Source organism: Saccharothrix ecbatanensis, assembly GCF_014205015.1.
Taxonomy (GTDB): domain Bacteria; phylum Actinomycetota; class Actinomycetes; order Mycobacteriales; family Pseudonocardiaceae; genus Actinosynnema; species Actinosynnema ecbatanense.
Genome location: NZ_JACHMO010000001.1, coordinates 4381718 through 4394476, shown reverse-complemented (window position 1 = coordinate 4394476; position 12759 = coordinate 4381718). Strand labels below are relative to the sequence as shown.

The window sequence follows — 12759 nt, the reverse complement described above, 5'->3', positions numbered from 1 at the left end:
CGTGCGCGAGTACAACTTCCGACACCGGGTCACATTCGACGAGACCAACGTGGTGGGCAACGTCTACTTCGCCCACTACCTGCACTGGCAGGGCCACTGCCGCGAGGCGTTCCTCGCCGACCACGCGCCAGGGGTGCTGGCCGACCTGCGCCGCGGCGAGCTGGTGCTGGTGACGGTGTCGTGCTCGATGGAGTACTTCGCGGAGTCCTTCGCGCTGGACGAGATCGAGATCGGCATGACGTTGCGCGGGACGCACGGCAACCGGGTGGAGATGGACTACGAGTTCCGCCGGGCCGGGCGGTTGCTGGCGCGGGGCAACCAGAGCGTGTCGTGCTTGCGCCGCACCGAGGACGGCCTGCGGCCAGTGCACGTCCCCGACGAACTGGCCGACGCGCTGCGGCCGTACGCGGCGGAAGTGTTGACGTGACCCACATCAGCAACACGACGAGGAGCCGATGCCCATGACCGATGACGACCGCCAGTTCTGCGCGTTGGCCGCCGGACTAGACGTGGTGGGCGACCTGTGGTCGATGCTGCTGATCCGCGAACTGCTCGTGGCGCCGGCGGACGAGGACGGCCTGCTGGACGGCATCCCCGGCATGGACCGCGCCCTGCTGTGCGACCGGCTGGACTGGTTGCGCGCCAACGGGGTCGTCGAAGGCGACGGGGAGTACCGGCTGACCCCGCTCGGCCGCGGTCTGGACGGCACGCTCACGGTCCTGGCCCGCTGGGGCCGTGGCTGCACGACTCAGGACTGACGGCGAAGGGCGGGGCGGTGGAGCGACGTGACGCGAACGGCGGGCCGCGGGCGATGCGGTTCGACACGAAGTTGGTGCACGAGGGCACGCGCACCCACGGCGCCACCGGCGACCTGGTGCCGCCGATCCACCTCTCGGTGACCTACGACCGGTTCGCCCAGGACCCGACCCGGTACTACTACGGCCGCGGCGAGAACCCGACGCGCGAGAACCTGGAGACGTGCCTGGCGGCGTTGGAGGACGCGAGGTTCGCGGTGGCGTTCTCCTCCGGGCAGGCGGCCGGCGCGGCGGTGTTGTCGTTGGCGCCCTCGGGCGGGCGGGTCGTCGCGTCCGACGACGTCTACAGCGGCACGCACACGTTGTTCGACCTGTTCCGCGCCCGCGGGGTGCGGGTCGACCGGACGGACCTGGCCGATCCGGTCGCCGCCGCCGGGGCGTTGACCGACGCGGTGGACCTGGTCTGGCTGGAGACGCCGACCAACCCGGTGATGAAGATCGCGGACATCGCGGCCATCGCGGCGGCGGCCCACCGGCACGGCGCGGTGGTGGTCGTTGACGGCACGTTCACCGGTCCCGCGCTCCAGCAGCCGCTGGCCGAGGGCGCCGACATCAGCCTGCACAGCACCACCAAGTTCATCGCCGGCCACTCCGACGTGTTGGGCGGCGCGCTCGTGCTGGACGACCCGGAGCTGCGCGAACGGCTCGTCGGCCACCGCACCGCGTTCGGCAGCGTGCCGGGGGCGTTCGACTGCTACCTGGTGCACCGCGGGCTGAAGACGCTGTCGCTGCGGGTCGCGCGGCAGGTGTCGAACGCGCGGGCGGTGGTCGACGTGCTCACCGCGTCGCCCGCCGTCGGCGCCGTGCACTACCCGGGCCTGCCGGAGCACCCCGCGTTCACGCTGGCCGCGCGGCAGATGTCCGCGCCCGGCTCGATCGTCGCGTTCGAGTACCGGGGCGACGTGGAGGCGTTGATGCGCCGGACCGAGCTGTTCGCGGCGGCGGTGAGCCTGGGCGGTGTCCGTTCGCTGATCGAGCACCCCGCGTCCATGAGCCACTGGTCCGTGCCGCGCGCCGTGCGGCTGGCGGCGGGCGTGACGGACGGGCTGGTCCGGCTCTCGCTGGGTATCGAGGACCCGGCGGACCTGGTGGAAGACCTGACCGCCGCACTCGCGGTGGCCGCACACGCGGAGGGGACTCGAGGATGAACGGGACGACGTTGCTCGACGGGGGTGTGGCCACCGAGCTGCAACGCGGCGGACTGGTCGTGCGACCACCGTGGTGGACGACGAAGACGCTGATCACCGAGGCGAACCGCACCCGCCTGCGTGACGTGCACCGCCGTTACCTGGAGGCGGGCGCGGAGGTGGTGACCGCCGCGACGTTCCGCTGCAACCTGAGGGCGTTGCGGCGGATGGGCCTGGACGCCGCGGGCCTCGCGTGGATGGTCCACGCGGCCGTCGGCGTCGCTCAGTCCGCGCGTCGGGAGGCCGACCGTCCGGACGCGCTGGTCGCGGCATCGGTCGCGCCGGTCGAGGACGCCTACCGGCCCGACCTCGTGCCGCCGGACGACGAGCTGCGGGAAGAACACCGGTGGCTGGCCACCGAACTGTCCCGCGCCGGGGTGGATCTCGTGCTGATCGAGACCGTCAACACCGTGCGGGAGGCGCGCGTCGCGCTGGCCGCCGCCCGTGACGCCGGTCTGCGCGCGTGGGTGAGCTTCGTCTGCGGCGACGACGCCCAGCTGCTGTCCGGTGAGTCACTGGGCGAGGCGGCCCGTGCGGTCGAGGACGGGGGAGCGGAGGCGGTCCTGGTCAACTGCACGTCGTTGGACCGCACCGAGCGCTGCCTGGAAGTGCTGCGCGCCACCTGTTCGGGTGCGATCGGTGCCTATCCGAATCTGGAGCGACGTCCGGCCGGGCACGACGAGCCGCCACCCACCGCCGTGGCCCCGGCGGAGTTCGCCGAAACCCTGGCCCGCTGGCACGACGAGCACGGCGCACGGGTGCTCGGCGGTTGCTGCGGCAGCACGCCCGACCACATCGCCGCACTTCGCACCGCCCTCGGCCTCGCCGGAGCACACGCTTCGTGAGTCGAGCGTCGCCACCGTTCCCGCCGACGTGCGGCCGACCCACCGACGTGCGGCCGATCCGAACCGACGACCCGAGAGTGCACCCATCTGCCGGCGCACCGTTGGTACGCTTGCGATTCCCGTACCCGGTCGAGGAATGGTGGCGGTGGTGGTCGCTGGAAAGCGGGACTACGGGCAGTTCTGCGGCCTCGCCGCCGGGCTGAACGTCGTCGGCGAGCGTTGGACGCTGCTGGTCATCCGCGAGCTGCTGGTAAGCCCGGCCCGGTTCAACGAGATGATGGACAACCTGCCGGGTATCGGCCCGAACCTGCTCGCCGAACGCCTCCGGATGCTGGCGGACGCGGGCGTGGTCGAGCAGTTGCCGGTCGTGGGCGACGGGCGGGGCAAGCTCTACCAACTCACCGAGCGCGGGGCCGAGCTGCGCACGCCGTTGCCGGCCCTCACCCGGTGGGGCATGGCGTTCCTGGGCGAGGACGACGAGGACGGCGTCGTCCGCCCGAAGTGGGCGTTCCTCGCGATCCAGGCGATGGTTCGGGAGGACGCGGTCCCCGACGTGCACGAGGTCTACGAGTTCCGGATCGGCGACGAGGCGTTCCTGATCGAGGTGAAGCAGGGCGAGGCGGCGTTCGCCTCCGGTGGCGCGGCGGACCCGGACGTGGTGGTCGTGGGCGATCCCCGGACGTTCGTGCGGCTCGGCGCGAACGTGGTCACGCCGTTCATCGCCATCGCGACGGGTCGGGTGCGGATCGAGGGCGACCCCGACGCGATCCACCGCTGCACGCGGATGCTGGGCTGGTCCGAGGTCGCGCGGTCGGATCTCCCGGTGTCGAACCAGGCGGGCTTTCGAAACAGCCCTTAGGTGCTGGTTGCGGGCTTGGGTGTGCGGGTTTAAATTCGGTTAGCAGACGGTCGGGTGTTCGCTGTGCCTGGACCGCGCGACCTCCTGCGTCGACCTGTCCGCGCGACATCCCGACGAAGGAGCGCCCGAATGCCCATCTCCGTAGGCACCGTCCGCGACATCCCGGTCCGCGGCGTCGAACTCTGCGGCCTGACCTGGTCGGGGGAGTTCCTGTGGTTCTCCGAGTCGGCGTCCAACGAGATCAAGGCGTTGGACCCGGTCACCGGGCAGGTCGAGCACCGCGTCCCGTGCCCCGAGGTGCGCACCGACCTCACCACCATGTCGGGCAACCTCGTCCAGGTCGTCGGCGAACGCCGTGCGCTCCAGGTGATCGACCCCGGCAGCGGTGACGTCGTGGACGAGATCCCCAACCCCCGGCCCGGCAACGTGCTGTGCGGCTTGGAAGCCGCCCGGGACGGCGTCTGGTTCGGCTACGAGGACCTGCGGGTGCTCGACCTGCGCGCCGCGGACGACGGCAGGCTCGTCGACTCCATCCCGGTCAGCCACCCGATCGCGGGCCTGACCGTCTCCGACCACTACCTCGCGTACGCCGACCACGGCGGCGGGACCATCACCCTGGTCGACATCGACCGGCGGCGGGAGGTCGCGTCGTACCGGGTCGCGGGCAACCCGACCGGTCTGACCTGGGACGGAAGCCGGATCTGGTACTGCGACCACACCAACCTCCAGTTGCGCGCGATCGAGGTGCCCGGCATCAGCGGCACCGCGTGAACCGGCGATCAGGCACTGCGCCGCGGCAAGGCCGCTATCGGATACAATAGCGGGGTGTGGTGGAGGTGAACGATGGCGACCAAGCGGACCTACCAGCAGTACTGCGGCCTCGCGTCGGGACTCGACGTCGTGGGCGAGCGGTGGACCTTGCTGATCGTGCGTGAGTTGCTGATGGGGCCCGCGAGGTACAGCGACCTCCTGGCGAACCTGCCGGGCCTGGGCACGAACCTGCTCGCCGAGCGGTTGAAGTTCCTGGTCGGGAAGGGTGTCATCGAGCAGGTCGACGTGCGGGGCACGGGCGCGCAGCTGGCCTACGCGCTGACGCCGGTGGGCGAGGAGCTGCGCCCGGTGATCCTCGGCCTGGCCCGCTGGGGCATGGAGTTCGTCGGTGAGCTCCGGGCGGAGGACGCCGTGCGCCCGCAGTGGGGCTTCCTCGCCGTCGAGGCCATGCTCGACCAGCGCCGGGCGTCCGACCTGACCGAGAGCTACGAGTTCCAGGTGGACGACGAGGTGTTCCACATCGCCGTGGCCGACGGCCGGGCCAGTGCGGTCAAGGGCGCCGCGGTCGAGCCGGTGATGCGCGCCAAGACCGACGCGGCCACGTTCGTCCAGATCGGCGGCGGCCGACTCACCCCGCTCATGGCGATGGTGACGGGCCGGCTCGTGCTGGAAGGCGACATGGACGCCGTGGTCCGGTGCTGCGAGCTGCTCGGGCTGGAGACGGGCGCCCCCGCGAGCCGGTGATCGTGGCCCGAGGGTAGTCGCGGCCGGGCACTTCCCGGTACGTTGCTAGTGGAAATGTTAGCGATTCGGGGAGTGGTCCCTGGCGCGACCGGAGGCGGGCCCGGCTTGGATTGACACGTCGTGATCCGGCTGACTACTGTTCATGCAGCCGAACGACTGCATGTCCGGGTGGTGTGGAATGGACGAGGTGTTCAAGGCGCTGGCGGATGTCAGCCGGCGGAGGTTGCTCGACAGCCTGAACGCCCGCAACGGCCAGAGCCTGCGCGAGCTGTGCGCGGGCCTGGACATGACCAGGCAGTCGGTGAGCAAGCACCTGGCCGTGCTGGAAGCGGCGAACCTGGTGACGACGATGTGGCGCGGCCGGGAGAAGTTGCACCACCTCAACGCGGCGCCGATCAACGCGATCGCGGACCGCTGGATCGACCAGTACGCGCGTGAACGGGTGCGGACCCTCCACGACCTCAAACGAGCGCTGGAATCGGAGCACATCCCCATGGGAAACCCCGAGTTCGTCTACACGACCTACATCAACACCACGCCGGAACGGCTGTGGCAGGCGTTGACGGACCCCGCTTTCACCCGCCGCTACTGGTCCGGCATCGCGTTGGAGTCGGACTGGCAGGTCGGGTCGCCGGTGCTGTGGCAGAACGCGCCCACTGAAGAGGTCAAGGACCTCCAGCAGGTGGTGTTGGAGGCGGAGCCCTACCGGCGGTTGTCCTACAGCTGGCACCTGTTCCAGCCCGAGCACGCCGAGCACTTCGGCTGGAGCGAGGAGAAGTTCGCCGAGCTGCTCAAGGAGAAGCGGTCGAAGGTGACCTTCGAGATCGAGCCGGCGCCGGCGGACGCGGCGGTCAAGGCGGTCCGGCTCACCGTGACGCACGACGACTTCGACCCGGGCAGCGTGATGTACGAGGCGATCAGCGGCAAGCTGCCCGGCAGCGGCGGCTGGCCGGAGCTGATCGCGAACATGAAGACCCTGCTGGAAACCGGCGACCCGCTGCCGCCCGTGTGGTGATTGGGAGCCGGTAGGACAAGTGGCGCCGCCCCGGGCGACACCCTTGTCCCTCCGGCTTCCGCTCAGGCCGGGTGGCCGTCGGGGAACCGGTCCTCGGCCGGCCCCAGCTGGATCTTGTGCTCCAGCAACGCCTTCAGTCCGGGCTCGAGGACGATTTCGAGCACTTGGTCATGCAACGCCCCGTTGCTGAACACTCCCGCCGTGCCCTCAATGCTCCGGCTGGTCTGTTCGCGCCCTCTGGTCTGACATCGGGAGACCTGGTAGGAATTACTATAGGTTAATGCATTATTCCTGGCCTGGAGGAGTCGTGGAGCGTTCGAGCGCGGTTTCGTCATCACCCGGCACGATGAACCCACTCGCGCGACTGCGACTGCGACTGCGACTGCGACTGCGGCTGCCGCTGTCGATGGCTGATTTCGCCCGGCGGGGGTTCCGGGTCGACCGGCCCGCGGAGCGCGCGGTGCTGGAACGGCACGCGGGCAACTTCCTCGGCGGGTTCAACCTCGCTGTGCGGTCGTGGCGCGCGCCGCACGAGCCGCTGAGCGAGGTGGCCGAGGAGGAGCGCGGGTTCGCGTACGAGGGCGCGGCCATGTTCGCCGGGCTGCTCGACCTGGCCACTGCCGGTCGGGCCGGGGCCCTCCGGCGGCTGCTCGACGGGCCGGGCGACCAGTACACGCACCTGGTGCACGTGGGCGCCGGTTGGCTGTTCACCGCCGCCCGCGTGCCGGGAGTGGCGCGTCTGCCGTCCACCCCGTTGTTGCGCTGGCTCGCGCTCGACGGCAACGGGTTCGGCGAGGTGTACTTCGGCGGCGTGAAAGCGTTGCTGCGCCGTGCCGGGCGGACTCCGGGGCCGGTGTGGCAGGCACGGCTGGCGGGGTGTGGCCGGGCGTTGTGGTTCGTGCAGTCCGCCGACCCGGCCGGTGTCGCCGGGGTGATCGAACGCGCCCCGGCCGCCGCACGTCCGCATCTGTGGAGTGGCGTCGGTCTGGCCTGCGCCTACGCCGGTGCGGTTGACGAAGCCGGCCGGGCCGCGCTGCTGGACCTGGCCCGTCCGCACCGGTCCTACTTCGCCCAGGGCGTCGTCTTCGCGGTCGGCGCGCGGGCACGTTCGGGCATCGTGCCGGACCACACCCGTGACGCGTGCGCCCAGGTGGTGGGCGTGACGGTGGAGGAAGCGGCGCTCTGGACCGACGAGACGTGCGCGGACCTGCTCGGGCACCGCGACGTGCACGCGTACCTGGAGTGGAAGGCCCGGCTGCGCACCCTGATCGACCGCGGCGGCCGGTGACCGGCTGCGCGCACCCGGGTGGAATACGGCTGGTCCGTCACCGTCGTTGCTAGTCTTGACCGACCTGTCCGTCGGTGGAGCTCTAGGGGTGGCAGTGGTCGGCAAGCGGGACTACGGGCAGTTCTGCGGACTGGCCGCCGGGATGAACGTCATCGGTGAGCGCTGGACCCTGTTGGTGATCCGGGAGCTGTTGATCGGCCCATCCCGGTTCAACGAGATGATCGACAACCTGCCGGGCATCGGCCCGAACCTCCTCGCCGAACGGCTCAAGACGCTCACCGAGCACGGCGTGATCGAGCAGGTGCCCGTCCCCGGTGACGGGCGCGGCAAGTTCTACCAGCTCACCGAGCTGGGCCGGGAGCTGTCCGGGCCCGTGCTGTCGCTCACCAAGTGGGGCCTGTCGTTCCTGGACGAGTCCGCGAGCACCGGCGTCGTGCGCCCGGAGTGGGGCTTCCTGGCGGTCCAGGCGATGGTCGTCGAGTCGGAGATCCCGGACATCGACGAGGTGTACGAGTTCCGCGTCGGCGACCAGGCGTTCACGGTCGCGGTCAAGGCGGGCGAGGTGGCGTTCAGCCGCGGTCAGGCGGAGCAGCCGGACCTGGTGATCACCAGCGACCCGGACACGTTCGTCCGCATCGGCGCCCGCCTGATCACGCCGTTCGCCGCGATCGCCACCGGGCGGGTGTCGATCGAGGGTCAGCCCGAGGCGATCCAGCGGTGCACGCGGATGCTCGGCCTGGTCTGATCGGCGCCCGGCTCCGTCGGCACGTCCGGTTCTTCCTCGTGCAGTACTGACTCAACCTCTGCCAGACGCTCCACATAGGACGACTCGTCGTGGACCGGTGCCATGGTGCTCCTCCTCTTGGTGTCAGCCCGGGTCGAGCGGGCCGGTGACGGGTAGGACGGCGCCGCCGGGCAGCCACGACGGGCGGTGGTCGTGGTGGTTGCTTCCCGGGATGGTGGCGGTGCTCGCCGCGTGGAGCCGCACGGTGGTGGCCGGCTGACCGCCCTGCGCTCGCAGCCACGCTTGGTAGCCGGAGGTGCTGGGCGCCGCGCCGGATGCCCGGTCGGCGAGTGCGGACAGGTATCGCATCGGTGACTCGTCGGTCGGGGTGAAGGCCAGCGGCACGACCTGGCCCGCGGGTGGCTTGAGCAGTGGGGGAGTCACCAGCCAGGGCGCCAGGTAGCTGCCCTGGGCGGGGTGGTCGCCGGCGGCTACGGCGGCCACGGTCGCGGCGGCGGTCTGCCACCCGGAGACCACCACGACGGGCGCGGTCGGATCGTCCGTGATCCCGACGCCGTGGGCTTCGGCCGCTTCCCGGACGGTCCGCTCGGCCGCGCGGGACCTGGGGGAGTCGTCGGCGACGAGGGAGATCATCCGCTGGCCGCGACCGGCGAGGAACGCGGGCACGGTGCGGAGGGCCGCCGCGTCGTGTGAGGTGAGGGCTTCGGCCGGGCACGGGGACGTGTCGCGCCGTGCGGTGGGCTTCCCGATCAGGGCGCCCAGCAGGGCGCTTTCGCACTCCGGCCCGTCCGCGCCGGTCAGGTCCGGGGCGTCCGCGACCGTGTCGCCGGTGTCCACCGGCACCGGGCTGTCGCCCAGGTGCAGCGTGGACTTCCCCTCCGGCAGGGTGATCACGGCCCATCCGCCGTCCGAGCCCGGTCGGGTGTCGGTCGTGGCGGTGTCGATGTCGGACGTGATGGGCAGGTTCCGGGCCGGTGTGACGTGGACGAGGTTGGGGCCCGGGAGGTGCGGCACGATGACCACGTCCAGCGCGGTCGTGGCCACGGTGATCCTTGCCAAGACCGGGACGCCGGGTTTCGGCCCGTTGGCGCCGGTGATCGCTACCTGCGCGACGCCGCCGATCAGCGCCAGCGCGAGCACCGCGGCGGTGGAGCGGATGACGATGGCGCCGCCGCGCGACCGGGTGGAGCACAGCGGATACCAGGCGAGGCACGCGAACCCGCACAGGACGGCGACCTCCGCTGATCCGCCTTCGCCGAACCACGCGTCGTGGAACGCCAGGACGGCGGTGACGGCGCATGCGGAGAACATCCAGGGCAGAACGGTGTCCGTGCGTGCGCGGGTCGACCTGCCCAGGGCGACGGCCACGGGGACGAGCAGAGCGACGGCGGCCAGGGCCAGGGAGAGCACGCGGGGTGTCTGGTCGGGAAGCCGGAAGGCCTCCCAGAGCACCGCGCCGGCCGTGGCGGTCGAGACCAGTTCGCGCGTCCCGCGGCCGGGCGCGGCGAGGAACGGGCGCAGCAGGGCGAAGCCGGCGGCGAAGGGCAGTGCGAGCAGGACGGGCGGGGCGAGACCGGTGACGGCTTCGGCCGGTGGCGGGTGGATGTGGCCGGGCTGGGTCGAGAGGAGCGCGTCAACGAGGGCGGACACGGGAGTTCCCCCGGCGCCGCCTGCCAAGCCGTGTCGTGTGCAAGGACGGTCCCCCTGACGGTCGCGGCCGAATCGGTGGTTCGGCGGCTGCCTGGGCCGAGTGGAGCCGATGCGGTGCCCGGCGCGATGGTCGCTATAGCGAGCTGAACTGTGCCGACCGTACTACGGGCCGCTGGCGGCGGGTAGCTGCGGCAGCCGTTCGGTGTAGTTCAGGGTGTCCAGGCCACGTAGTGACCCTGCGAAGCCTCGACCGGTCCGGTAAATAACTATACGATACAATATCGATGTGGGTGCTGTCTTTGGAGGGTGGGCACATGTTCGAAAGGTTCACCGACCGCGCGAGGCGGGTGGTTGTCCTGGCCCAGGAAGAGGCCAGGATGCTCAACCACAACTACATCGGCACCGAACACATCCTCCTGGGGTTGATCCACGAGGGTGAGGGTGTCGCCGCGAAGGCGCTGGAGTCGTTGGGGATCGCGCTGGAGGGCGTCCGCCAGCAGGTCGAGGAGATCATCGGCCAGGGTCAGCAGGCCCCGTCCGGCCACATCCCCTTCACCCCGCGCGCCAAGAAGGTGCTCGAGCTGTCACTGCGCGAGGCGCTGCAGCTGGGCCACAACTACATCGGCACGGAGCACATCCTGCTGGGCCTGATCCGTGAGGGCGAGGGTGTCGCGGCGCAGGTGCTGGTGAAGCTGGGCGCGGACCTGAACCGGGTGCGCCAGCAGGTGTTGCAGCTGTTGTCGGGCTACTCGGGTGGCAAGGAGCCGGCGGAGTCCGGTGGCCGCGGTGAGGGCACCCCGTCCTCGTCCCTGGTGCTGGACCAGTTCGGGCGCAACCTGACCGCGAGTGCGCGGGAGGGCAAGCTCGACCCGGTGATCGGGCGCACCAAGGAGATCGAGCGGGTCATGCAGGTGCTGTCGCGGCGCACCAAGAACAACCCGGTGCTGATCGGCGAGCCCGGCGTGGGCAAGACCGCGGTGGTCGAGGGCCTGGCCCAGATGGTGGTCAAGGGCGAGGTGCCGGAGACGCTGAAGGACAAGCAGCTCTACACCCTCGACCTCGGCTCGCTGGTCGCCGGCTCCCGCTACCGCGGTGATTTCGAGGAGCGCCTGAAGAAGGTGCTCAAGGAGATCCGCACCCGCGGCGACATCATCCTGTTCATCGACGAGATCCACACCCTGGTCGGCGCCGGGGCGGCGGAGGGCGCGATCGACGCGGCCTCGATCCTGAAGCCGATGCTGGCGCGGGGCGAGTTGCAGACGATCGGCGCGACGACGCTGGACGAGTACCGCAAGTACGTGGAGAAGGACCCCGCGTTGGAGCGCCGGTTCCAGCCGATCCAGGTCGGCGAGCCGTCGTTGGAGCACACGATCGAGATCCTGAAGGGTCTGCGGGACCGGTACGAGGCGCACCACCGCGTCTCCATCACCGACTCCGCCCTCGTGGCCGCCGCGACGCTGGCGGACCGGTACATCAACGACCGGTTCCTGCCGGACAAGGCGATCGACCTGATCGACGAGGCCGGGGCCCGGATGCGGATCCGCCGGATGACCGCGCCGCCGGACCTGCGCGAGTTCGACGAGAAGATCGCCGACGTGCGCCGGGACAAGGAGTCCGCGATCGACGCGCAGGACTTCGAGCGGGCGGCGAAGCTGCGGGACGCGGAGAAGACGCTGCTGGGCCAGAAGGCCGAGCGGGAGAAGCAGTGGAAGGACGGCGACCTCGACGTCGTCGCCGAGGTGGACGACGAGCAGATCGCCGAGGTGTTGGCGAACTGGACCGGTATCCCGGTGTTCAAGCTCACCGAGGAGGAGACCACGCGTCTGCTCCGCATGGAGGACGAGCTGCACAAGCGGATCATCGGCCAGGTCGACGCGGTGAAGGCGGTCAGCCAGGCGATCCGCCGCACCCGGGCCGGGTTGAAGGACCCGAAGCGCCCGTCGGGTTCGTTCATCTTCGCGGGTCCGTCGGGTGTGGGTAAGACGGAGCTGTCGAAGGCGCTGGCGAACTTCCTGTTCGGCGAGGACGACGCCCTGATCCAGATCGACATGGGCGAGTTCCACGACCGCTACACCGCCTCGCGTCTGTTCGGTGCCCCTCCCGGTTATGTCGGCTACGAGGAGGGCGGGCAGCTCACGGAGAAGGTGCGGCGCAAGCCGTTCTCGGTGGTGTTGTTCGACGAGATCGAGAAGGCGCACCAGGAGGTCTACAACACGCTGTTGCAGGTGTTGGAGGACGGCCGCCTGACCGATGGCCAGGGCCGCACGGTGGACTTCAAGAACACCGTGATCATCTTCACGTCGAACCTGGGCACCTCGGACATCAGCAAGGCCGTCGGGTTGGGCTTCACCTCGGGTCAGGACGTCGCGTCCAACTACGAGCGGATGAAGAACAAGGTCAACGACGAGCTGAAGAAGCACTTCCGGCCGGAGTTCCTCAACCGGATCGACGACATCATCGTGTTCCACCAGCTCACCCAGGACGAGATCATCAAGATGGTGGACTTGATGATCGCCCGCGTCGAGACGCAGTTGAAGAACAAGGACATGGCGATCGAGCTCACCGATCGGGCGAAGATGCTGCTGGCCAAGCGCGGGTTCGACCCGGTGCTCGGCGCGCGGCCGCTGCGTCGCACGATCCAGCGCGAGATCGAGGACCAGCTGTCGGAGAAGATCCTGTTCGGCGAGATCACCGCCGGCCAGGTCGTCGTGGTCGACGTCGCCGTGGTCGACGTCGACGAGTCCACTGTGGACGAGGAGACGTTCACCTTCACCGGCCGCGCGGCGTCGGCCGTGGAACTGGCGCCGGCGGTCGAGTGAGCTTCCCGCCGGGCGCTGAAT

The 12759-nt window shown here is 70.4% G+C and carries 12 protein-coding genes; 11 read left to right on the top strand and 1 reads right to left on the bottom strand.

What is annotated here, in order from left to right:
* Window position 1: 1 nt before the first annotated feature.
* From F4560_RS18025 to F4560_RS17980, 10 genes are all read left to right on the top strand, one after another.
* Window positions 2-427 carry an acyl-CoA thioesterase gene (locus F4560_RS18025; RefSeq protein ID WP_184921496.1) on the top strand — a complete coding sequence of 142 codons (426 nt, stop codon included), beginning with the start codon at window positions 2-4 and terminating at the stop codon, window positions 425-427.
* 34 nt (window positions 428-461) lie between these two features.
* The gene (locus tag F4560_RS18020) at window positions 462-758 is read left to right on the top strand and encodes a winged helix-turn-helix transcriptional regulator (protein ID WP_184921495.1); all 297 of its coding nucleotides are present in this window, start codon (window positions 462-464) and stop codon (window positions 756-758) included.
* 17 nt (window positions 759-775) lie between these two features.
* A complete protein-coding gene (locus F4560_RS18015; RefSeq protein WP_312869348.1) occupies window positions 776-1963 on the top strand; it encodes a trans-sulfuration enzyme family protein in 1188 nt (395 codons plus the stop codon).
* Complete coding sequence (locus tag F4560_RS18010; protein WP_184921494.1) at window positions 1960-2847, top strand: homocysteine S-methyltransferase family protein; 888 nt, start codon at window positions 1960-1962, stop codon at window positions 2845-2847. Before F4560_RS18015 ends, F4560_RS18010 begins: the two co-directional genes overlap by 4 nt.
* A gap of 148 nt (window positions 2848-2995) precedes the next feature.
* A complete protein-coding gene (locus F4560_RS18005) occupies window positions 2996-3706 on the top strand; it encodes a winged helix-turn-helix transcriptional regulator (protein WP_312869347.1) in 711 nt (236 codons plus the stop codon).
* 129 nt (window positions 3707-3835) lie between these two features.
* Window positions 3836-4477, top strand: a complete 642-nt coding sequence (locus F4560_RS18000) for an NHL repeat-containing protein (RefSeq protein WP_184921491.1) — start codon at window positions 3836-3838, stop codon at window positions 4475-4477.
* Window positions 4478-4549: 72 nt separating this feature from the next.
* Window positions 4550-5221: a winged helix-turn-helix transcriptional regulator gene (locus F4560_RS17995; protein WP_184921488.1), complete on the top strand. Its 672-nt coding sequence runs from the start codon at window positions 4550-4552 to the stop codon at window positions 5219-5221.
* 178 nt (window positions 5222-5399) lie between these two features.
* Window positions 5400-6236, top strand: a complete 837-nt coding sequence (locus F4560_RS17990) for an ArsR/SmtB family transcription factor (protein WP_184921486.1) — start codon at window positions 5400-5402, stop codon at window positions 6234-6236.
* A 346-nt stretch (window positions 6237-6582) separates the two neighbouring features.
* On the top strand, window positions 6583-7524 hold the full coding sequence (locus tag F4560_RS17985) for a DUF1702 family protein (RefSeq protein WP_184921484.1): 942 nt from the start codon (window positions 6583-6585) through the stop codon (window positions 7522-7524).
* An 88-nt stretch (window positions 7525-7612) separates the two neighbouring features.
* Window positions 7613-8269: a winged helix-turn-helix transcriptional regulator gene (locus tag F4560_RS17980; RefSeq protein ID WP_312869346.1), complete on the top strand. Its 657-nt coding sequence runs from the start codon at window positions 7613-7615 to the stop codon at window positions 8267-8269.
* Window positions 8270-8392: 123 nt separating this feature from the next.
* On the opposite strand, the gene F4560_RS17975 is transcribed toward F4560_RS17980, so the two are convergent.
* The gene (locus F4560_RS17975) at window positions 8393-9919 is read right to left on the bottom strand and encodes a DUF6239 family natural product biosynthesis protein (protein ID WP_184921482.1); all 1527 of its coding nucleotides are present in this window, start codon (window positions 9917-9919) and stop codon (window positions 8393-8395) included.
* A gap of 314 nt (window positions 9920-10233) precedes the next feature.
* On the opposite strand from F4560_RS17975, the gene F4560_RS17970 reads away from it, so the two are divergent.
* On the top strand, window positions 10234-12738 hold the full coding sequence (locus tag F4560_RS17970; RefSeq protein WP_184921480.1) for an ATP-dependent Clp protease ATP-binding subunit: 2505 nt from the start codon (window positions 10234-10236) through the stop codon (window positions 12736-12738).
* Window positions 12739-12759 lie beyond the last annotated feature (21 nt).

What these genes read in the sequence shown, in the direction of transcription:
- F4560_RS18010 (WP_184921494.1), top strand. Translation starts at nt 1,960, where the DNA reads ATGAACGGGACGACGTTGCTCGACGGGGGTGTGGCCACCGAGCTGCAA.
- F4560_RS17990 (WP_184921486.1), top strand. Translation starts at nt 5,400, where the DNA reads ATGGACGAGGTGTTCAAGGCGCTGGCGGATGTCAGCCGGCGGAGGTTG.
- F4560_RS17970 (WP_184921480.1), top strand. Translation starts at nt 10,234, where the DNA reads ATGTTCGAAAGGTTCACCGACCGCGCGAGGCGGGTGGTTGTCCTGGCC.
- F4560_RS17985 (WP_184921484.1), top strand. Translation starts at nt 6,583, where the DNA reads ATGAACCCACTCGCGCGACTGCGACTGCGACTGCGACTGCGACTGCGG.
- F4560_RS17995 (WP_184921488.1), top strand. Translation starts at nt 4,550, where the DNA reads ATGGCGACCAAGCGGACCTACCAGCAGTACTGCGGCCTCGCGTCGGGA.
- F4560_RS18000 (WP_184921491.1), top strand. Translation starts at nt 3,836, where the DNA reads ATGCCCATCTCCGTAGGCACCGTCCGCGACATCCCGGTCCGCGGCGTC.
- F4560_RS18020 (WP_184921495.1), top strand. Translation starts at nt 462, where the DNA reads ATGACCGATGACGACCGCCAGTTCTGCGCGTTGGCCGCCGGACTAGAC.